17 protein-coding genes are annotated in these 22,479 nt (G+C 27.4%); 15 read left to right on the top strand and 2 right to left on the bottom strand.

What is annotated here, in order from left to right:
- The first annotated feature begins 170 nt into the window (after window positions 1–170).
- The 13 genes from ACWXVU_RS01375 (at window position 171) to ACWXVU_RS01315 (ending at window position 15,788) form a co-directional block, all read left to right on the top strand.
- A complete protein-coding gene (locus ACWXVU_RS01375; RefSeq protein WP_438340406.1) occupies window positions 171–860 on the top strand; it encodes an NAD-binding protein in 690 nt (229 codons plus the stop codon).
- Window positions 861–891: 31 nt separating this feature from the next.
- The gene (locus tag ACWXVU_RS01370) at window positions 892–2,220 is read left to right on the top strand and encodes a C1 family peptidase (protein WP_456012014.1); all 1,329 of its coding nucleotides are present in this window, start codon (window positions 892–894) and stop codon (window positions 2,218–2,220) included.
- A gap of 103 nt (window positions 2,221–2,323) precedes the next feature.
- A complete protein-coding gene (locus ACWXVU_RS01365; RefSeq protein ID WP_438340408.1) occupies window positions 2,324–2,626 on the top strand; it encodes a 4'-phosphopantetheinyl transferase superfamily protein in 303 nt (100 codons plus the stop codon).
- Between the two features lie 24 nt (window positions 2,627–2,650).
- Window positions 2,651–3,439 carry a 1-acyl-sn-glycerol-3-phosphate acyltransferase gene (locus tag ACWXVU_RS01360; protein WP_438340409.1) on the top strand — a complete coding sequence of 263 codons (789 nt, stop codon included), beginning with the start codon at window positions 2,651–2,653 and terminating at the stop codon, window positions 3,437–3,439.
- A 15-nt stretch (window positions 3,440–3,454) separates the two neighbouring features.
- Window positions 3,455–4,261, top strand: a complete 807-nt coding sequence (locus tag ACWXVU_RS01355) for a segregation/condensation protein A (protein ID WP_456012013.1) — start codon at window positions 3,455–3,457, stop codon at window positions 4,259–4,261.
- Complete coding sequence (scpB, locus tag ACWXVU_RS01350) at window positions 4,251–4,871, top strand: SMC-Scp complex subunit ScpB (RefSeq protein WP_438340411.1); 621 nt, start codon at window positions 4,251–4,253, stop codon at window positions 4,869–4,871. Before ACWXVU_RS01355 ends, scpB begins: the two co-directional genes overlap by 11 nt.
- Window positions 4,864–5,697 carry a pseudouridine synthase family protein gene (locus ACWXVU_RS01345; RefSeq protein WP_455993846.1) on the top strand — a complete coding sequence of 278 codons (834 nt, stop codon included), beginning with the start codon at window positions 4,864–4,866 and terminating at the stop codon, window positions 5,695–5,697. The genes scpB and ACWXVU_RS01345 overlap by 8 nt, the downstream gene beginning before the upstream one ends.
- Window positions 5,698–5,709: 12 nt before the next feature.
- The gene (locus ACWXVU_RS01340; RefSeq protein ID WP_444704842.1) at window positions 5,710–6,012 is read left to right on the top strand and encodes an Asp-tRNA(Asn)/Glu-tRNA(Gln) amidotransferase subunit GatC; all 303 of its coding nucleotides are present in this window, start codon (window positions 5,710–5,712) and stop codon (window positions 6,010–6,012) included.
- Complete coding sequence (locus ACWXVU_RS01335; protein WP_456012012.1) at window positions 6,002–7,330, top strand: amidase family protein; 1,329 nt, start codon at window positions 6,002–6,004, stop codon at window positions 7,328–7,330. Before ACWXVU_RS01340 ends, ACWXVU_RS01335 begins: the two co-directional genes overlap by 11 nt.
- Window positions 7,323–8,750 carry an Asp-tRNA(Asn)/Glu-tRNA(Gln) amidotransferase subunit GatB gene (gatB, locus tag ACWXVU_RS01330; protein WP_456012011.1) on the top strand — a complete coding sequence of 476 codons (1,428 nt, stop codon included), beginning with the start codon at window positions 7,323–7,325 and terminating at the stop codon, window positions 8,748–8,750. The genes ACWXVU_RS01335 and gatB overlap by 8 nt, the downstream gene beginning before the upstream one ends.
- Window positions 8,734–9,822: a YihY/virulence factor BrkB family protein gene (locus tag ACWXVU_RS01325; RefSeq protein ID WP_444704845.1), complete on the top strand. Its 1,089-nt coding sequence runs from the start codon at window positions 8,734–8,736 to the stop codon at window positions 9,820–9,822. Before gatB ends, ACWXVU_RS01325 begins: the two co-directional genes overlap by 17 nt.
- 78 nt (window positions 9,823–9,900) lie before the next feature.
- Complete coding sequence (locus tag ACWXVU_RS01320) at window positions 9,901–10,908, top strand: hypothetical protein (RefSeq protein WP_438340417.1); 1,008 nt, start codon at window positions 9,901–9,903, stop codon at window positions 10,906–10,908.
- Complete coding sequence (locus ACWXVU_RS01315) at window positions 10,908–15,788, top strand: valine--tRNA ligase (RefSeq protein ID WP_456012010.1); 4,881 nt, start codon at window positions 10,908–10,910, stop codon at window positions 15,786–15,788. The genes ACWXVU_RS01320 and ACWXVU_RS01315 overlap by 1 nt, the downstream gene beginning before the upstream one ends.
- Before the next feature lie 53 nt (window positions 15,789–15,841).
- Here the strand turns inward: ACWXVU_RS01315 and ACWXVU_RS01310 are convergent, their stop codons facing one another.
- Window positions 15,842–16,729 (bottom strand): 5'-3' exonuclease, encoded by an 888-nt coding sequence (locus tag ACWXVU_RS01310; protein ID WP_456012008.1) that lies wholly within the window; start codon window positions 16,727–16,729, stop codon window positions 15,842–15,844.
- Window positions 16,729–19,713, bottom strand: a complete 2,985-nt coding sequence (gene dnaE, locus ACWXVU_RS01305) for a DNA polymerase III subunit alpha (protein WP_456012007.1) — start codon at window positions 19,711–19,713, stop codon at window positions 16,729–16,731. Before dnaE ends, ACWXVU_RS01310 begins: the two co-directional genes overlap by 1 nt.
- 429 nt (window positions 19,714–20,142) lie before the next feature.
- Here dnaE and ACWXVU_RS01300 point away from each other — a divergent pair, with 429 nt between their 5' ends.
- Complete coding sequence (locus ACWXVU_RS01300; protein ID WP_456012006.1) at window positions 20,143–21,009, top strand: hypothetical protein; 867 nt, start codon at window positions 20,143–20,145, stop codon at window positions 21,007–21,009.
- Window positions 21,010–21,021: 12 nt separating this feature from the next.
- Window positions 21,022–21,933 carry a hypothetical protein gene (locus ACWXVU_RS01295; RefSeq protein WP_456012005.1) on the top strand — a complete coding sequence of 304 codons (912 nt, stop codon included), beginning with the start codon at window positions 21,022–21,024 and terminating at the stop codon, window positions 21,931–21,933.
- The last annotated feature ends 546 nt before the right edge of the window (window positions 21,934–22,479 follow it).

The following is a 22,479-nucleotide window of genomic DNA, read 5'->3' as shown; positions in this document are numbered from 1 at the left end:
TAAATTTAAAAGAAAAATTTAATAATTTATATCTGCAGACAACTAGATTGAATAGTTCAATCATTTGCTAGGGTTATCTTTTTGAAATTACTTTACTTTATTTAAATATAAAAGTCTTAAAATTTATTAGTATATGATTTTGTAATCATCAAAATAGTTTAGGAGAAAATATGAAACTTTTTAAAAAGGCAAGGGAAATTTGTGTAATCGGCATTGGCCGTTTTGGTCAAGCGGTTGTAAGAAAACTTCTTTTAGATAGAACGAACAATATTCGATTAGTACTAATTGACCAAGATGAAAAACACCTTCTACCATTTAAAGATGAAGTTGAAAACATTTACGTCGCTGATTGTGCTGATAAAAAAACTCTTGAATCAATTAATGTTAAGGAATTTGATGTCGTTATCGTTGCGACATCAGACAACATTGAAATTGTTGCAGCGCTGGCAGAAATAGGTGTGCAAACAGTAATTGCAAGAGCATCAAATTCTCGTCATTCACGTGTTTTAAAACAAATTGGTGTCAAGTGAATCGTTTCTCCAGAAGAAGAAGCAGGAACAAAAACAGCTATTCTAGTTTCAGATAATGCTTTGACAAATTTTTCGGAATGTATTACTGAAATTCAAGATGGGTTTGTTAGCTCAAAAGTCGGGATTAAAAATCATGAAATAATTGGCAAGAAAATTAGAGAAACAGAATTTAGAAGCAAATACTCCGTATCAGTTTCATTAATTCAAAGAGGCGAAAGTTGATTTCTTCCTAGCGGCGACTTTGAAATAGAAAATGGTGACCTAATTACGTTTATTGGTAAACTTGAAGATATTATAAGAGTGACGGAATTTTGTACCAAATCAAAATAATCTAAATAAAATAAGGAGAAAATATAAAAATATGTCAGAAATTAATTTTGAATTAATTAACAAGTTTGAAGAAAATTATGAAAATAATATAAATAACAAAATTATTGAATCAGCCATTTTTAAAAATGGATTAAAACAAAGCTCAATAAACAATGAGGCAATAAAAAAACATAATTTTGTTTTTTCTCATGAAACAAAAGTAGGGAATATTACTAATCAAAAAGCATCAGGAAGATGTTGAATTTTTGCTGGCTTAAACTCTATTAGAACTAAACTAATGGAAGAATTTAATGTTGAATCATTAGAACTTTCACAAAACTATATTCATTTCTTTGATAAATTAGAAAAGGCAAATTTCTACTTAAATTGAATTGAAAATGAAGGACTAAAATTAGAGAATGAAGATCGCCTATTTAGATATTTTAATACTAACCCAGTTTCAGATGGTGGCTATTGAGATTTCTTTACAAATCTTATTAAGAAATATGGAATTGTAACAAAAGATGCAATGAATGAATCATTTAGTTCTGAAGCCACGAGTGAAATGGTAGAACAAATTAATTGAAGATTAAAGGCTTATACTGCTAAGATGAGACAAACATTTTTGCAAACAAATGATTTAAATAAAGTTTCTTTACTAAGAGAAAAAGCACTAGAAGATGTTTATAACATTTTAGTAAAATCATTAGGTAAACCACCAAAGGAATTCAAATTCGAATATATGAATAAGGATAAAAAATATGTATCATTAGATAAAATGACGCCAGTTGAGTTTTATCAAAAATACCTAAGCAAACATATTGAAACAAAAATCACTCTTGTATCTGATCCGAGAAATAAGTTTCCACATAATTCTGTCATCCAAGCCCCTCTATGCAATAATATGGTTGGCGGTACTCCCTTAACAATGATTAATATTGATATCGAGATAATGAAAAAAGTTATGATTAATCAAATTAAAGCAGGGGACCCAGTATGATTTGGATGCGATGTTTCTACATTTGGAAATAGAGAGGGCATTCTAGATTCCGAACTTTACAATTTTGATCTAACATTAACAAAAACGCCAGACTTCTCAAAAGCTGAAAAGTTCGAATCAAGAGCTTCAGTAATTGCTCATGCAATGAATATGGTAGGAGTAAACCTAGATTCCCAAGGAAAAGCAATTAATTGAAAGGTCGAAAATAGTTGAGGAAGCGATCGGGGATCAAAAGGTTTTTGGTCAATGAGCGACCAATGATTTACTGATTATAATTACATGGCTATTGTTGATAAAAAATATTTAGATAAAGAAATAATTGAATCATTTAATAAACCTATTTTTACGATTTCTCCATTTGATCCACTATGTGATGAATAATTAATAGCAAAATACCAGTTTAATAGCTTGGTATTTTTTTCCTTTTGTAATCATAATATTTATTAATTAAATTATAATTAATAATTATTTATTAAGGAGTTTTATGATTTCAATTGATATGGCTAAAATTAATAGGTTTATAAATATATCCACCAACGCCATTAAAAAAATTTTACACCCAATTGAAATTGAAGAATATTTAAAAATCAGCGACTCTAAAAAACCAATATTTTTAGCAACCAGATGAGCATTAAAAGAGTGCATATTCAAAATTGACAATTCAATATTTAGTTTTAAAAACATACTAATCAAAAAAACGAATGCTGGAAGATATACATATGCCAATTACCAATTATCTACAACTAGTGAAGATGGTTATGTTGTTGCTGTTGCATTTAAATCCTAAAAAATAAAACAAGGAGAAAAACTTATGACACTAAAAACAAGAAAATTTCTTAGATTTATTCCTTTACTACACAACTTTGTGAGACTTTTGGCAAAAGCAAAAAGAAATAGAGCAATGCCAGATTATTATAAAGACGTGGAAAAACAACATTTTATCCACAAATATAGTTCAAATATTTTGCGACACCTGAATGTCGAGGTTGAAGTTGAAGGATTTGAAAATATTCCAAGTGGGCCTTGTTTCTTAACGCCTAATCATTCAACTTATCTAGATCCTTTAATTATTGCTTCAGCTTTATGAAACCATGGTAATGGCGAAAGAAAATCAAAACCAATGACATTTGTTGCTAGAGAGGAAGCTAAACAAAAGAAATCAATTTACAAAATTAGCCAACTAATTAGCACCTTTTACATAAATACACAAAAGCCAAAGGAAGCGTTAGCAATTCTAAGAGATTTTGGACAATATGTTAAAAAACACCAAACTTGTGGTGTTATTTTCCCTGAAGGCACTAGAACAAGAGATGGCAAGATAGCTCATTTTAATAGTGGTGTATTTCTAACAGCTCAATCAACCTACATTCCCCTTGTACCAGTAACAATAAATAACGCAGCTAATGCTCTTGATAATAAAAGACAAGGAAAGCTTGTCGTTAAGGTAATTTTTCACCCTTCAATAAAACCTCAGCAATTTCAAACACTAGATAAAAAAGATTTTGCTAACTGAGTTAAAAATATTGTTTCAAGCAAATATCAAGATCAAAATATCTCATCAGATGAAACCATAAAAAATACTTTTACAAAAAGAAAATAGAGAATAATCAATATTATGAACCATACAAACACACCAAAATCAGGTAAATTATCTTCAGAAGATGACAAAAAAATAAGCACAAGTACCGAAAGCGATAAACATATTTTTAAACTTTCTAATTTTGATGGTCCACTTGACCTTTTAGTAACACTAATAAGAGAAAAGAATATTAGTATTTTTGAGGTAGATTTAATTGAATTGACTGCTCAATATTTAGAAATTATTAAACACATAGAAAGTTATGAAATTGATCTTGCATCAGAATATTTAGTTATGGCTGCAACACTAGTTCAATTAAAAGCAAGGATGTTATTACAAGACCCGGAAGCAGAAGAGGAAATCAAACAAGAAAAGAAAAGATTGCTTGAACAAATTGCGGAATATGAAAAGTTTAAGGAAATTTCCTCAATATTAAAAAAACAAGAAGAACAAAGACAAAACTTGTTTTCAAAAGAACCAGAAGAAACCGAGGAATTTGTTAAAGAAGTTGATTCAACAATTCTTGATGGACATTCTAATAGCTCGAAGTTAGTTATAACATTAAGAAAAATGTTTGAACGAACATATTCGGAATTAATTAGAAATATTACTATATCAACAGTTGCTGTAAATCCTGAGGATCAAAAAAAGAGAATAATCAGTCTTTTTGTTAATAAAAATGAGGTTATGTTTAATGAGATTTTTAATGTCCCAACAATAGGCCATTTTGTCATAACAATGTTGGCCGTTTTGGATCTTGCAAGACAACAAATTGTTATTTTAGAACAAGATGTTGATGAAGGTATTATCAAATTTAAAAAAGGAATAGAATATGAAGAATAAAATAATTGAAGCACTACTATTCGTTCAAGGAAGTGAAGGATTAAGTTCGGAACAGGTGAAAGATATTTTTAAATTAAACACCATCCAAGAAGGCAGAAAAATATTAAGAGATTTCAAGACTTTTTTTAATAACCAAGATCATGGTATTAAGGTTTATGAATTCAATGATGTTTATAAATTTCTTACAGTTGAGGCTGTAAAGGAATATATATCTGAACTAGTTACAATTGTCAAGAAACAAAGACTTTCAAATGCAGCTATTGAAGTAGCTGGAATTGTTGCATATAAACAACCAGTAACTCGTTCAATGATTTCAAACATTAGAGGTGTTGTTAGTGACGGAATTGTTGCAAGTTTATTAGAAAAAGGAATTATTGAGGAGGTAGGTGTAGCTCAAACCCCAGGTAATCCCATCATTTATGGAATAACTAACAAATTTTATGATTATTTTAAAATTAAAACACTAGCTGAACTTCCTCCTTTTCCTGAATTTAGCCGCTACTCGAATATCGAAGAAGAAATGGCTGATGAAAATTTTGACTTATTTGATTCTCAAAGAGTCGACGCATCCAATAATGAATTATTTGTAGAGGAAACATATAATGAATAAATTTAGAGCAAAAAAAGATGATGTGGATCGTATTCTTTATAAATACATATTAAAAGTATGTGACAATGTCCCGAAATCACGAATTGAAAAAATTTTTCGTGAAAAAGACATAAGAGTAAATGGAGTTAAAACTAACGATAAACAATATAAATTACAGTTAGACGATGAAATTATTGTTTATGGAATTTCTGAAATTCAAAAACCAAAAAAGAGAAATACTGCAAATATTAATTTTAAAGTTATATATGAGGATAAAAATATTTTAATTGTTGATAAAGCAATAAACATCGCAATGCATTCAGAAGAAAATTGCCTAGATGACCAAGTTCATAAATATCTAAATTTTAAAAAAACTTCTTCTTTTGTACCGGCTTCAATCGGCCGAATTGATAAAAAAACTAGTGGCTTAGTGGTATATGCAAAGAACTATAAAACCTTAGTAGTTTTTGATGAGTATCAAAAATATTTTGAAAAAATTTATCAATTTGTTGCAGACTTTAACGAAGAAAAGCTTGACATAACTGTACGCCTTGAAAAAGATATTAAAAATGAAAAAATGCGAGTAAATCCAGATTTTGGAATAAAAGCTAGAACCATCTTCTTCAAGGAAGGAAACCGTAGTTACGCTCAAATTGTTACAGGAAAAAAGCACCAAATCAGGGCTACTCTTGAATATCTAAAATCTCCAATTTTGGGAGATACTAAATATGGTGGAAAAAAAGCAAAAAGATTATATTTGCATTCATATTCAATAAAATTTCAAAATTTACCTGATGAATTTAATGAATATAATAATCAAATTTTTATATCTCAACCGCGTTGATAAAAAGGACCAAAAATGAACGATGAAGAACTAAAAACAATAGCAAATAATTTATTACTAGACCCATCTGATGAAGTTATTAATATGGCCAAAAAATTATTAGACTCAATTAACCAATCGCTAACTGATCTTGACGAAATAAATCTAGCCAATATAAAACCGTTATCGCATATCAACGAATCTAAAATTTCTTTTAATGATTTAAGAGACGACGAAATATGTGATTGCACTAAAATTGACAAAGAAAAACTTCTTAAAAACGCATATAATAGCAATGAAGATCTAGTTATTATGAAAAGAGTTGTTCATGAAGAATAAAAATATTCAAAATATAATTGATAAATTATTACAAGATGATAATAATGCTATATCCTACATTTTCAAAGATGCTAAATTAAATGATAGTAGTCTTCCACTATCCAATACAATATACACAATAAAAGATAACTATGCTGACATAAATGTTGAATGTAAAGCCTCGAGCTTGTTTTTGCACAATTTCAGACCTGGATATAAAGCTAGTGTTATTAAATTGCTCGAAGAAAATGGGTCAACATGTGTTGCTAGAACAAATCTTGATGAATTCGGTCTCGGGGGATCGGGGGAATATTCTGCCTTTGGTTTAATAAAGAATCCTTTAAATAAAGAATATCTAGTTGGTGGATCATCGTCAGGTGCTGCTGCCACTTTTAGTAAAGATATCGACTTTGCAATTGGTTCAGATACCGGAGACTCTGTACGAAAACCTGCTTCAAATATCGGTGAGATTGGATTTAAACCATCATATGGAGCAATTAGCAGATATGGACTTTTTGCATTTGCCTCTTCATTAGATACTGTGGCTTATTTTACACACAACATTAAGGACCTAATAAAATTATCATCAATATTGTACAAGCAAGATCTAAAAAATGATTTAACTTCAATTGATCTTAGCTTTAAATATGATGAGATTAAGGAAGAAAAGCCAAAATCTATTGCCTATTTAGATTGTTTTGATAAACTTAATCCAGAAATTGCTAAATCATACAAAAACTTTCTTAATGTGATGGAAAAAGATGGAATTAAACTAATTAAAATTAAAGAAAATATAAAGCTTCTTAACTCAATAGATGTAGTTTACAAAATAATTGCCTTTTCAGAAGCATCTTCAAATCTCGCCAATCTTACTGGTGTTTCCTTCGGATTAAGAGAAGAAGGCAAGGATTGGATTGATACATTCAAAAAAACCAGATCAAAATATCTGGGCAAAATGGTTCAATCACGTCTAATTCTAGGATCTTTTTTTCTCAAAGCCAATAATCAAATTAGATACTTTGTAAAAGCCAAAAAGATGCGAAGAGTCTTGGTTGAATATTTTGAAAATATTCATAACACAGCTGATGTTTTTGTTTATCCTGCCTCTAATGATGTTGCTCCCAATATTAAAAATGGGTCAAAATATAAATCATATTTAGATTTTATTTTAACTTATGCAAATCTAGTTGGGAATCCATCATTAACAATGAAACTTGGTATTGATTTAAAAAACCATTTACCATTTAATATTGCTTTTGATACAAAAAGAAATAATGACAAAAAGTTATTTAGCCAAGCATTATATTTTGAAAAAAAACTAGGAGAAATAAATGGATAAAAATTGAGAATTAGTTATTGGTATTGAAATACATATTGAACTTAATACAAAAACCAAAATGTTTTCATCACAACCTAATCTTTATACATCCAACCCTAATATTTATGTATCGCACATTGATTTAGCATATCCTGGTTCATTACCGATCGTAAATAAACAGGCCATCATTAAGGCAATAAAATTGGCAAAAGCTTTAAATATGGAAATCGACCATAATATTCGTTTTGATAGAAAAAACTATTTTTATCCAGATTTAACAAAAGGCTACCAAATTACACAACAATTTAATCCAATTGGCAAAAATGGAAAAATAAAAATTAAAGTCAATAATGAATGAAAAGATATTGAGATTGAGAGAATTCACCTAGAGGAAGATACAGCTAAATCTCTTCATGAAGGCAATCAAACCTTACTAAACTACAATCGTTCAGGTGTTCCGTTAATCGAGATTGTCTCTAATCCAGTTCTTCATAGTGCTAAAGAAGCGGTCGCATATGTTGATGCAATAAGAAAAATTGTGCTAGCTCTTGACATTTCCGATGCCAAAATGAATGAAGGTAGCTTAAGAGTTGATTTAAATATCTCTGTTAGAAAAAAAGGAACTAATAACCTAAACACAAGAGTTGAAGTAAAAAATTTAAACTCAATTTCTAATATTGAAAAAGCAATAGAATATGAATATAATTGGCAAACATCATGTTATGAAAGCGGCCAAACTTTCTCGCAACAAACAAAAAGATTTGATGAATCTAAACTAAAAACTATAACAATGCGTTCAAAATCTGACTCAATTGATTATAAATATTTCCCAGATCCCAATATCCCTTGTATCGAACTAAAACCAGAATTTGTTGATAGCATTACCATTGAAGAACTACCATATGAAAGAGAAATGCGTTATCTAAAATATGGGTTAAATAATGTTCAAATTATGCAATTAATTGAAAATATGGAATATGCAAGTTTCATTGATATGCTCAACACAACAGATTTTAAGAAGAGCGTGAATATTTTCTTTGCCGAAATCGTTTCATTTCTAAATCAGAATAATTTGTCATTATCAAAGCTAAAACTAAATATTGATGTTATGTCAAAAATCATTCAATATACAATAGATAAAAAAATACAAAAGACCAGCATAAAAACCATCCTAAGTATTCTAATTAATCAAAACGAAAACAATGATATTGATGAAATAATTAAACAAAATAACCTTTTCATTGAACACAAGGAAATTTCATTAACAGATATTATTAAAGAAATTTTAAATGAATTCCCAACTTTAAACAAAGAATTTGAAATAAATTTCAACAGAGCTTCAAAATTTATGCTTGGCCAAGTAATGAAAAAAACTGCTGGGAAAGCAAATGCAATTGAGCTAAGCCAAATAATTAAGGATCTTTATGAAAAAAAGGAATAAAAACTTACTCCAGACCGGTTGAAATAATGATAAAAACCAAGAAAAAAAACTAAATAATAATGCTAATTCTATTTCAGCAAAACAAGTAATAAAAAATAAAAATAAACAAAACTTTTTTGAAAAGGCTTTAAAGGCGATTATATACGGGATTCTCTTTGTTGCTATTCCAAATTACTTGCGAAGTTCGAAAGTAAAAGGAAAAGAAATAGTTAGATCGACATATGCTAAAATAAACTCAAATGAATTTGCCTTTGTTCCAACAGGATACGCAATGTACCTTTTTCTTTCATTTATACCGACTCTAGGTTTAGTTATGGGAATTATTGGAGCAATAAATTCTCAGTTAGAGATTGTTATCAAAGTCACAATTCTAGGCCAGCTAATTCCCGGTATTGAAAACGTTATTCCGGCATTTTCAGAAATTTGAAGTAGCCCAGGCGGAATTGCTGCATTTATTTTTCTTACCATATCTATATTGTGAATATCATCAAAGGGCTATAGCAAATTTATTTGATCATTTGATGCTCTATACGAACAAAAAACTTCATCCTCAATGTGGAGAACACGAATCAAGGGATTTATAACAAGCATAATTATCACAGTATTACTCGTAGTTTTTTTATTAGTTACATCAGCTTTTCTTAACTTTATATTAAAGAATGTATTTAGTATTAATGTTGATCACACAACAACACTTAAAATGTTACCCTGAGAATTTCAACTTATTTTTTGAATTCCAACAGTTTTATTTTTACCCATAATAACATATGTAGCATTTTTATTTTTCTTTAAATTTGCACCTAACTTTAAACTAAAATTTTCACATGTAAATCCCGGCGCACTAATAGTAACAGTGCCAACTACCCTATACATTTTAATTTTTGGATCTCTAACCTCAGTATTTGATTATAAGAAATTTGGTGTTGTCGCATCATTTATGTATATCATTTTATTGCTAAGTGTTATGTCATATTTTATCTACACTGGCGTAATAGTTAATTCTAGCTTTTATAAAACTTTTATTAATTTACCCATTCTCGAGAAAAATAAGTGATTTTCAAGAAAATATTAGCAAAGCATAACCATACTTTATAAGTAGTTTCAGAATATAATAATATAATTATTATTAAAAAGATAGCGAAGGAAAGGCATGAATTCAAAGTTACCAGGCGGCTTGAGTCATTATATTAGATGGCTAAGATCACAAACAAATATTTCATTCAAAAAATGAAACCCAAAAAGAATTGCCTTTGTGGGTGTTTTAATTGCTATCTCTGTTGTTTTCTTTCTAATTTCAGTAAGAATTTTACCAATTAGCGCCCTACCATCATTTAAATTTGGTTTTATAGGCCTACCAATAAAAATTACAGGCTTTATTTTCGGACCGTTTGTCGGAATGATCACAGGAGTATTGGCAGATTTCATTTCATTTGCTCTAGTTCCTACATATTATAGTTTCTTATATACTATTGCAGTGGCTATTGCTGGATTTATTCCAGGAATAGCATCATATTACTTTTTTAACATAAATGAACTTTTCTTTTCAAGAAACTACCGAATATATAAATATAAGCAAATTGTAGAATTTTTTAAAATTCAGTTTGCTGAAGCACTAGCAAAAGGGAATTCTGAAGATTTACAATATTTTTCAGAAAAAATTGCATTCTATGAAGTTAAAATCATTATTTTAGAGAACAAGCCAAGACCTACGGCAATGATGAATTTCTCATTTATTTCTACTTTAGTGCTATTATCCTTGCAAATTTTAATCATTGTAACTATATTTTCTAAACTTGACAATTCAATATTCGAACACAATCGTTTTGTTAAAAATAAAACATTTTATATTCTACTAACGACATCTGGTTTTATTGGAATGATTTTATTTGTTGTTATATATCGCCTTTTTGTGAGAAAAAAATACCAAACGTTCCTTGAGGTTATGGCTATTATTTCATTTAGCGCTCTACTAGAACTGGCAAACACCGTGTTACTCGCATGAGCCGATACTCAAACATTAAAAACTGATTTTTGAGTTAATTTTACTGGCCAAACATTAACGGGTCCTGTTAAGATTTTCTTTAATCTAGCTGTCATACTTGCAACATATAGAGTTGTTGCATCGCTAGTTAAAACAAAGGAAGGTGACAGATTCTAATGAATAAGAAAAAAATTACTGGTTTTAGAGTTCAAGAACTAAAAAAAATAAATAAGATCAAAAAAAACAATTATTACTCATTCGAATATCTTATTAATGATTTAAATTTTAAGCTTTCTAAAAGCAGTATTTTAGGCATTATTGCTGATAATATTCAATCTAAAAAAAACATTTTCAATCTCTTGATAGATAGAGATAATAAAATCAAAGATTTTCAAGGATTTATCGAATTTAAACAAGATGATGAAAATTTCTATATGATAGATTCAAACCAAAATTTCCGTGATAATCTTGCATATGGCTTTGAAAGCGATGAGCTATTTGAAACAAAATCAGAAGAAACTGTTTTTGCTTATCTGAAAAACTATATAAAAGAAAATAAAGTTACTAGCTCATTTAATAATATCTTTAAAAATAGTTGAAAAGATGTCTACCAAGATTCGAGATACCATTTTAGATTAGAATATTCTAAAACAAATTACCAACTTCAATACTCATTAGAACCATTAGTAAATGAATTAAAATTAATACTCTCAAAAAATAATGCGCAAAATCTTAATAAATTAAATCAAAATGACCAAATTTTACTAATGCAAAATCTCTCAGGCATTATTCATAATATCGCAAAAAATATACAAAATCATGAGCAATCCTTCTTTACATATATAGAGCAAACAATAAAGAACTATGTTTCTGGAAAGTCGTTAATGCAATATAATGAATATAAAGAAGCCAAAACTAATTATCTTGAAATATGTTCCAAAAAAGACATAAACTCAAATCATGGTTTTAAAAGTAAATTACTAACTAAGATAAAAAAAATAATAGACAAATTAAAAGAAAAAAAACAAGTTAAAAAGGAAAATAATAAATATTTTTCTAGATTAAGAAAAAGCTTCAGCAGTGAAATTCTCTTAAATAAATTTCATTTAAAAACAAATCTTAAAATTGATTCTTTTAATCACTATTATGGTAGATATTATATTAATAAAATAATACAGCGTTTTTTAACAAAACATTTCTTTCTAATTTCGCTTCTAAATCGCACCTCCCTACTTTCGTTTATTGATGATTTATATGATTTGAGAAAAAATATAATCAATGAAATTAGTTTATTAGGAACTTACTGAACTAGAACACAATTAAAAAAGCAAATAAAATTAATTGCTAATTCAATGATAACCAACAATTTTAGTTCATTTATCGAAAGATTTAAATCGCTAAAAAATAAAAAAAATCATTCCCCAAGCTTATTACTTGTAGACAAAGAAGACAATAATGAGAAAACTAGTGATTATATTGATATTTCAACAATCAAGGAATACGAGTATAAGTTTGAAGAAAAACAAGCAGAATTTCATTGAAATGTTGAAAATATCGGTAAAAGTATTAGGGATGAAACAAAAAATTACAATTCGAAATTAGCAAATGTTTTTCAAAATAATATAGAAAATGCCAAAAAAATATTTAAAAATATAAAAGAATTATTAACCAACCTCCACTCATTAAATAAAATTGAATTTGAAGAAGATTTTAATCAAGAATTAACCTTTTTGAATCCTTTTTTAAGAGCATTTTTTAATCTAAAAGAATTAAACTTCTTACTTAATAATCTTTTTAATCAGTTTCTAATCTATAAAAGAATTTTTGAAACAAGCGACGCTGAAGAAGCGATGAAAAGAATTATTTTTAAATCCAATATTTATAGAATCCTTTTAAATGCAAACCTTTCACTAGACAAACTTACAATGAAATTGTCTTATCTTTCTAAGGATGAAAAAATTGCTCTTGAGCTAAGTAAAATTTTAATCAACAATCCAAGCTTAATTGTAATCGGAAACAACATTGATAAAATTGATGCTAAAAACCAAATCGAAGTACTTAATAAAATAAATGAATACATTCTTGAAAATGAAGCCATCGGGATTTACTTATTAAGTGATATAAAAACGGCCAGTAAGTTAACAACAGATTTGCAAATAATGATAAACTCGCGAATTATTGAGAGAGGTAAAACAAACATTGTTGTAGACAACCCGATAAATCCGGTTGTTAAAAAAATGTTAGACAAAAAAGATGATTACCTATTATCTAACTATGAAGAATTTATTGATAATATTGATGAAATTGAAAATATTTTTGAATATGAAATTGAACCAGATCATTATATAAGTTGCAAGTGAAATCAATTATCTAAATGAATAAACAAAGATAACACTCAGAATAAAAAAATAAGAGATATTTTTTCATTTGATCGCTCATTAAATAAGAATGAAAAAGCTATTAAGGATAAAAGAAATTACGATGAGGAGAAAATTATTGATTTCAGTATACAAAACATTGCTACAAATTTAGGAGATAACATGGATAAGAATTTTAATCACAAACTCGTTGAACAAGGACGCCATCAAAAGTGAATAGATATGAAAACCTTTTCAACACATGATATCAAAAAACCTCCTTTTACAATAATTTTACCGCCTCCAAATGTAACTGGAAAGCTTCATATCGGGCACGCCTTAGATACATATATTCAAGATACAATTATTAGATATAAAAAAATAAAGGGATTTGATGTTATGTGAGTGGCTGGTAAAGACCATGCAGGCATCGCAACACAAGCCGTTGTTGAAAAAAGATTATCAGAGAGCGGAAGAAATAAATATCAACTAGGACGAGAAAAATTTATTAAAGAGATTTGAAAATGAAAAGATGAATATTCGCAAAACATTAATGACCAATGAGCAAAACTTGGATTAGCACTTGATTATAATAGCGAACGATTTACTCTTGATAAGGATGCATCGGAAGCGGTTGCAAAAGTCTTTATTGATATGTATAATAAAGGATTGATTTATCGTGATACAAAAGCAATTTTGTGGGATCCAAAGCTAAAAACCGCATTATCTAATATTGAGGTAATACCCACTGAAACTAATCAAAAAATGTATTACATTAAATATCCATTTAAAAATGATAAGAATAATTACTTGCTTGTAGCTACCACCCGTGTTGAAACAATGTTTTCCGATGTTGCAATTGCCTTAAATCCAAATGATGAACGTTTTAATTCACTAAAAAATAAAACAGTAATTCATCCATTAACAAAAAAAGAAATTCCAATTATTAGTTCAGAAAATATTGATCCCAATTTTGGGACAGGGGCGATGAAAGTTTCAGCTCATGCTATTGATGACATTGAAATTATCAAAAACTATGGTCTTAGCATCAACGAGTGTATTAACGATGATGGTTTAATGAACTCATTAGCGAAGGAGTTTCAAGGTTTAGACCGTTTCGAAGCAAGAATAAAAATTGCGCAATATCTTGAAACAAAAGGTTTTATTTACAAGACAGAAAATATTATTTCAAATATTGGTTATAGTGAAAGAACCAAAGAACCAATCGAAATATTAGTAAAACCACAATGATTTGTGAAAATGAATTCACTTTCAGAACAACTTCTAAAAAATCTAGATTCTATGGAAGGTGTAAAAATAATACCTAAACGATTTAAGGATAATCTAGTCAAATGAATGGAAAATGTTCATGATTGAACAATTAGCAGACAAATTTGGTGAGGTCATAGAATTCCGGTATGATACAAAGGCAACGAAATTAAAGTACAAACTGAAAAACCTGGTAATGAATGAATTCAAGATAGCGATGTTTTAGACACTTGATTTAGCTCAGCATTAGCGCCTTTTGTATTTTTGGGCTGACCACAATCATCAGAAAAATTAAAAAGATACTTTCCTACAAATTTATTAGTAACGGGATATGACATTATCTTCTTTTGAGTATCAAGAATGTATTTTCAAAGCCTAGAATTTATGGACAAGATACCATTTAAAGAGGTTTTATTACATGGGTTAGTAAGGGATTCACACGGACGCAAAATGTCTAAATCACTTGGAAATGGTATTGACCCTATTAAGGTTATTGACGAATATGGATCAGATGTTTTGAGAATGTCTTTAATATTTAATTGCACACCTGGATTAGATATTAATTTTGGAGATGAAAAAATTCAAAGCGCAAGGTTATTTATTAATAAAATTTGAAACATTGGTCGCCTAATAAAAAATATTCCTATTAATATTAAAAGCGAGTTGCAATATGAAAAATTAGACAATTTCGATAAATGAATATTACTAGAATTTTTAAAAATGACATCTAAAATTGATGAAGCAATGAAAAACTATGAATTCACCGTTGTTTATAAACATATTCAAGAATTTATGATCAATAAATTTTCATCATGATATTTAGAGTTTTTAAAATTCAAAAAAAATGATTATTTTATTCATTATTTATTTAGAGAAATCTTAATAATGCTTCAACCATATATGCCTTTTGTTACAGATTATTTGTTTCAAGAAATATACAACGAGGAGCTTTGGGATAATGCACTTGCCAACTACACAATTGAAGATACATTTAATTCAAATGAAATAAACAACCTAATCGAACTAATCACTACGTTTAGAAAATATCGTGAAGAAAAACAAATATCTAAAAACATTACATTAAACTACTTTATCGAAAACTTCGATATTTCTGAAAATCAACAACTAATAATCTTTAAATTGTCAAATTTTGTTATTGGCGAAAATAATGACTTGTCTATTCAAACCTCCTTTGCCAAGGTCTTCATTAAACAAAGCAAAGAAGATAAGGAAAATGAAATTATTGAACTTAAAAAGTTAATTGAAAAAACGAAAAAAGAAATAGAATTTAATAAAAGTTTTATTAATAACCCAAACTTTATGAAAAATGCTAGTGAGGATAAAATTAAAGAAAAACAAGAAAAACTAGCACTACACCAACGAAATTTAGAAGTATATGAAGAAGAATTAACCAAGAAGGATAACTCATAATAACTTTAAAAAACGCACCTTGTTTGTGCGTTTTTTCTTACTGAAATAGGGCTTTAATTAATAATTTTTATTTTATTAAAAAATGCTCTTCTTATTGAATTAAGTTGAAACTCGTCAATAATTTTTACGGCGTCAAGGGTTAGCTCAACATTCGCTATATCTAATAAATTTAATTTAATACCTTCTAATTCAAAATTAGTAACTAATTTAGCAATATGTTGATCTCTGAATGCAATAGATTTATAATCAATGAATTTTTGCGCAAGCCTAGAAGATGATAAATTTTCTAGATTTTCATAAATATTATCAAGGGTTTGATATTGATCAAGAAGTTTTATAGCTGTCTTAGACCCGACACCCTTAACACCAAAAAAGTTATCGCTTGAATCACCGACTATGGCCTTATAATCAACTACTTGATTAGGGTTAATGCCATAAATTGATTTAAAATTTTTTGGCGTTAAAATAATAATTCCTTCTTTTGTTTTTTTAATTATTGAAGTATATTCATTAATTAATTGATTAAGATCCTGATCAGCTGAAAAAATTATCTTTTCAATCAAGGGATATTCAAAACATACCTTGGCAATTAAATCATCTGCTTCAACCCCTGTTTTTTCTATATTTACAATATTTAAAGATGTAAGTAATTTTCTTATTATAGTCATTTGATTGTAAAATTCATTCGGCATTTTTGCTCGGCCTTCCTTATAATGCTCATATAAATTATGACGAAAAGTTTTTCCGACTGCATCAAATGCTATAAAAATATGCGATGGCGAATATTCTTCAATAAGATTAAACAATGTTCTAAAAAATAATAATATTGTACTTGTTGAAACGCCTTCTGCGTTTGTTAAATAAGTATTATTCTTATTTATTGCAAAATAAGAACGATACGTTAAATAAGTACCATCAATAATTAATATTTTTTGTTTCATTATTTAATTACCTCGTAATTTCTTAAAATAATTTTATTATCTAATTTTCTTATAAATTTAATTTTTACAAGCCTGCGTTTAAGTTTGGATAGCTCAGGATCAACTCTAAACATAAAAGCAACTACTTTAAAACTTGAATCTTGAAAATCAATTCTTTGATATTGTCTACCATTTTTATCATTTCCAACTACTACATTAACGCATTGTACAATCATTACATACTCATTATTAGGTCTTGTATCTATTAATCTATTGCCGTCAATCTCGTAGTTTTGTGTTGTTGAATAATTGTATATTTGGCCAAGCAATTCAATTTCATTTTTTTCAACTATTTGAGTTTCATCTTCATAAACATTTTGTGGTTCACAATTAATGATTTTATCAACAATATCAACCGTATTTTTAAATAAATTTTGTTGTACAAAAACACTAGAATTCGAAGATGAATCAATCTCTTCAAGCATTGTTTTTTGACTTAATTTAAAATTTCGCAATGCATTAGCCTTAATCAATGTCTCTAATGTCGATTTGCCAAATGTTTTAATTTTAAACAAGCTAAAATAACAATGTAAGAAATTTTTATATTGGCCATTTACTTTGCGATCATTAATAATTATCCTTATTATCTCGGGACCAATGCCTTTGATTAAACCTAATGGTAAAATTATTTTATTATCAGAAATTATTGCCTTATTTGTTGAAAGATTTATTTCTGGACTAACAATTTGAATGCCCATGGTTTTTGCTTCATTTGCATATTTTGAAATCGTCGCTTGGGCTCCATTTGAACTTGTAATGCATGAACTATAGAACTCTAATGGAAAATTCGCCTTTAAATAAGCCATTTTGAATGTTAGCATTGAATAAGCGACAGCATGCGATTTATTAAATCCATAATCAGCGAACTTTTCAATATTACTAAAAATTTTATTAGCCACTTCTAAACTATATCCATTTTTAGTTGCTTGTCCAATAAATGAATCCTTAATATCATTCATTTCATCAGCTTTCTTTTTTGAAATAATTTTTCTAAACAAATCAGCCTCTTCGAAAGTCATATTTGCTACTTTCTGAACTATTTGCATAATTTGTTCTTGGTAAATTATAATTCCATATGTATCTTTAACAATTTCATCATATTCCAACGAGATGCTTGGTATTGGTTCTATACCTGATTTTCTCTTTGCATAGCTTGATACATAAGCCATTGGTCCTGGCCTATTCAATGATATAATAGCACTAATATCCTCAAACGTGCTTACCTTAATTTGCTTTAAGGCCTTAATCATTATAGGACTTTCCACTTGAAAAATACCGGAAGTATTTCCTTGTGAAAGAAGATCAAATGTTTTTTGATCATTATAATCAATAATGTCTCAATTGATATCCTTTTTTGTTTTCTTTTTAACTTCATCTTCAATTTGCTTAATTGTCGATAGGGTTCTAAGGCCTAAAATATCCATCTTTATTAAACCAAAATAGTCAAGGTATTCCATGCTAAACTGCGTTTGTTGAAAATTATCAATATTTTTAAAAGTCGGCACAAGCTCCATTATTGGCCTTGATGATATTACAATTCCAGCGGCATGTGTTCCTGTTTGACGAAAGAAACCAGAAATTCGCGACGTTTGGTTGATAACGTTCTTAGCAAAAGAATTATCTGTTGGTTTAATTTGCTGCAAAGCACTAATAAATGCCGTATTTTTATTTGCTTCTTCAAATAAACTTCTGTCATCAGACGAAATTAATTTTGAAACTTGATTTATTTTATCGGAAGATACATCTTTATAAGTTCTCAAAACATCTCTAATCGCAGATTTTTTACCTAGAACAGAAAAAGTTACAATATTAGCAACACATTCATACCCATATTTTTGTACAAGATAATTAATAATTTCATGTCTTTGGTCATCCTGAACATCGACATCAATATCAGGCATTGAAATTCTCTTAGGATTAAGAAATCTCTCAAAAATAAGATTGTATTTTATTGGATCAATTTCTGTAATTCCAAGAATATATGAAACCAACGAACCAGCTGCAGAACCTCTTCCAGGGCCAATTGAAATCCCTTTTTTTCTAGCCCAATTAATTCAATCTTGAATAATTAAAAAATAATCCTCAAATCTTAATTGTGAAATAATTTGAAATTCTTTTAATAGTCTATCCTTATAAGCTTGGTTTTCAAAAAGTGCCTTGATTTTATTATTATTTTTAATTTTTTCTCATATTAAGAATTTTAGATAACCTTTTGAATCAAGGTTTTGTTCGTTTTTAAAAAAGGGCAAATTATATTTATTTTTTTGATGTTCAAAATATATTGACTCAACAAATGCATTAGTTCTATTTACTAATTTATTCATCAAGCCATCTCCATCATCAACATCAAAAAACAAAGTACCATCAAACAATATATTATTTGTCTTATTATTCATTTTATTCAGTAATTCTATAATCATAAAATCCTGAAAATCGACTGTGTTAAAATTATTTACAACCAAAATATTCTGAAAATAAGAACAAAATTCTTTATTTTTTTCAATATCTATGATTGTGAATCCTATATAATAATTCGATTTGTTTATAACATTTTTAGTTAATTTAAAGTAGCTTAAAATAGGGTTTTCTATAATAACAATATCATCTTCAAAATCAAGAATATCATTAAGATAAATTATTTCATTATTTAATAATTGATAAGATAGCTTTTTAAGGATCTCAAAACCTTTTTGATGCTTAGCAAACAAGATAAATTGGTATCATTGGTCATCAATCATTAGTTTTACATCAAGCCCAAAATTAGCCTTAATGTTATTTTCCATGCATTTTTTATTAGCTTCAGCTAAGCTAAAAAAATGATTCTTTTCTGTAAATGCAAGATAATTTATACCACTATTAAGAGCTTGTTTTATTGCTTCATCAACAGTTATTGTACTTTCCAAAAAAGAAAACGTCGTATTAAGATGTAGGTTATTTAATTTCATAGTTTAATTATAAAATAATATTAAGTTTAATTTTAAATTAGAGACATTGAAAAGATATAAAAAAATATTAAATAAAAATTCTATAATAATGATTTTTAAATAAAAATAATAGAATTCAACTTAAATCAAAAAGATATTTTTATAAGTAATCAAAACTAGCCATTTTTAACCCAAAAACAGTTATTTTTTTAAACATTTTCATGTAGAAAACTGAATTTTTTTTATAAATTTTTCTTAAATTTAGATGATAAAGGCTATTAACGATGTCTATAAATTACACTAAAAATACTTAGCCCCAAAAAAACTAATAAAAATGAGACAAAACATTCTCTTAGTCCCATAAAATAATTTTGCTATCAAGTAAAAATGCGTTTTAACATAAATCAATTTTATGCAAAAACAAATATATAAACAAGAGGGGGGATAAAAATGGATCAAATTAAATTTTTGGTTGATAATTCAGCTGATATTTCTTCAAAAGATTTAATTAATTTAAGAACCTTCTATTCTCCTATTATTGGAAGTCTGGGTGTTGCTTTCTATCAACATTTATATGATTTATATAATATAAATAGACTAAAGAAATATGATTTAGCCAAAACTTCAGAATTTCTAGTTATGTCGATAAACCAAATAAAAGATGCTAAAAATAAATTAGAGGGTTTAGGTCTAATTAAAACCCTGCAAGACAAAGATGGCACTTTATTATTTAAATTAATAAAACCACTATGTGCCAATGGAATTGTAAAAAATTCCCTTATCGCTAATTTGTTAAAAAATAAATTAGGTGAAGTTTTATATAATAATTTAATTAAGAATAATGCATTTTATTATTATGATGAAACAGAATTTAATAATGTTTCAAAAAACTTTTTTGAGGTCTTCTCTAGTGAAAAAATTTCTTTGCAGCAGGAAGATTGTTTTGATTTTAAAATTATTAATGAACATGAATTAATTGAAGATCTCACTTCGGAAGAATATATTAGTTACCACACAAGAAAAGAACTCAGTCCATCGCAAATTTTGATGCTAAAAAAAATAAAGTCATTAAATTTTAAGGATAATGCTATTAACAATATAATAAAATATTCAATTTCTATAAATAATGCCATTATATGCAATTACATCCTAAAAATAGCCAATGACTTTGCAAGAAGAAACTTATATGATGCATATTTAATCGATAATGAATTATGTCAAGCTTCTCTAAATAGAAATAATAGCTATTCTTTATTTAGTAAAAAATATAATAATATTAATGATGATTTAAACGATCTACTAACATGAGATGACTAAAAGGAATAAATAATGGAGAAAAAGATTTTTGATTCAATATTATCACCTAATGAAAAAATAAATATTGATGAATTAAGGAATGAAGTTCTTTCAAAGGATTTTATTCAAACAGAAATTAAAAGATTAAACCTTAATGAAAAACAAATAAAAAAGGGTATGGGTATCTTACAAAGATATCATGATTCAGTTATCAAAAATCATAAAAAGCCTGACTATAAGCTGTTTGTTGATATTTATGGTTTTTTGGCTGAAGATTATAGTAATGATAAGGAGATAATAAGAAGCCAACAACTAGAAAAATTCTGATTGACATCAATCACAGAGTTAGATCCAATATTTAAGAAATATTTTCAAAAAAATAACAATTCGTCTGATGTTGTTGCTTTAAAAAAAACAACAAAAATTTTTATAGACTCATTACCTAAAACTATTGCTAGTGAAGATATTAGAGCTAAATTTAGAACAATGATCACCGGAAAAGGCGTTTTTGATTTTAACATTTGATTATGAGGAGCCAATTTTACAATAAGCAATGATATTATTAAATATATAGCCCTAATGAATGTAATTAGCCAAGGCAAGACAGTAGCCTTTTTAAATGCTAATGAACTATATAATTTTCTATCATCAAATAAAGAAGAAAAACAATCAATATGTTATTATTTGAATAATGTTGATGTATTATTCATTGCAAATCTTAGTTTAGGTTTGAAATCCCAATGATTTTTTGACTTATTAATTAACATATTTGAAACGCGTATACAAAAAAAATCACCAATTATTATTTCTTCAACAAAAGATCTTTTGAATAAAAACACAAAATTACTAACTACATATTATTATTCAAAAGATAATGAAAATGATTTAGAAGAAGTTTTTAAGACAATGGTGGCTAATTTCTTTAAAAAAATTGTAATTTCATAAAAAAAGCGTTAAATTGTAACAAAAATAAACCACCTAACATATATAGTAAAATGTTATAGGTGGTTTTATTATTCATGAAATAGAAAACAAAAAAATAGATGTTATAACTACATATTCCAATTTAACAAATAAGCAATTATCCTTGAAAGCAAAATCTTCAATATCAACCAAAAAAGATTAAAACAAAAATTAAGAAATGCTGAATTATGCAAAAAAAGAAGTTAATTTAGCACATGGCAACCAATGAGGCGATAGAAAAAAGATTTACAATAATGATTTAATTATCAATTATGAAAAAATATGAAAGCAAAAAAAATAATTGCTGGAACAAAAAATAGTTCTTGTAATTCATATATGTCTTAGTGTTTGTTTTATTAGAGAATAGCTAATGCAAAAATATCATATAGTCAATTAACAAGAAGACTTACACAAAGCGGTTTTCTAAGTGCTTTTGCTCATAAAAATACAATAAAAAGACAAAGAACTTTTGTAAAAAATATATACCTTATAAGCCAAATATTTTGCCTAAAGAAAAGATTGCAAAAC

This window comes from Mycoplasma sp. 2575, from assembly GCF_053851635.1.
The sequence above is the reverse complement of the archived record's forward strand: the minus strand, read 5'-3'. Positions and strand labels throughout refer to the sequence as shown.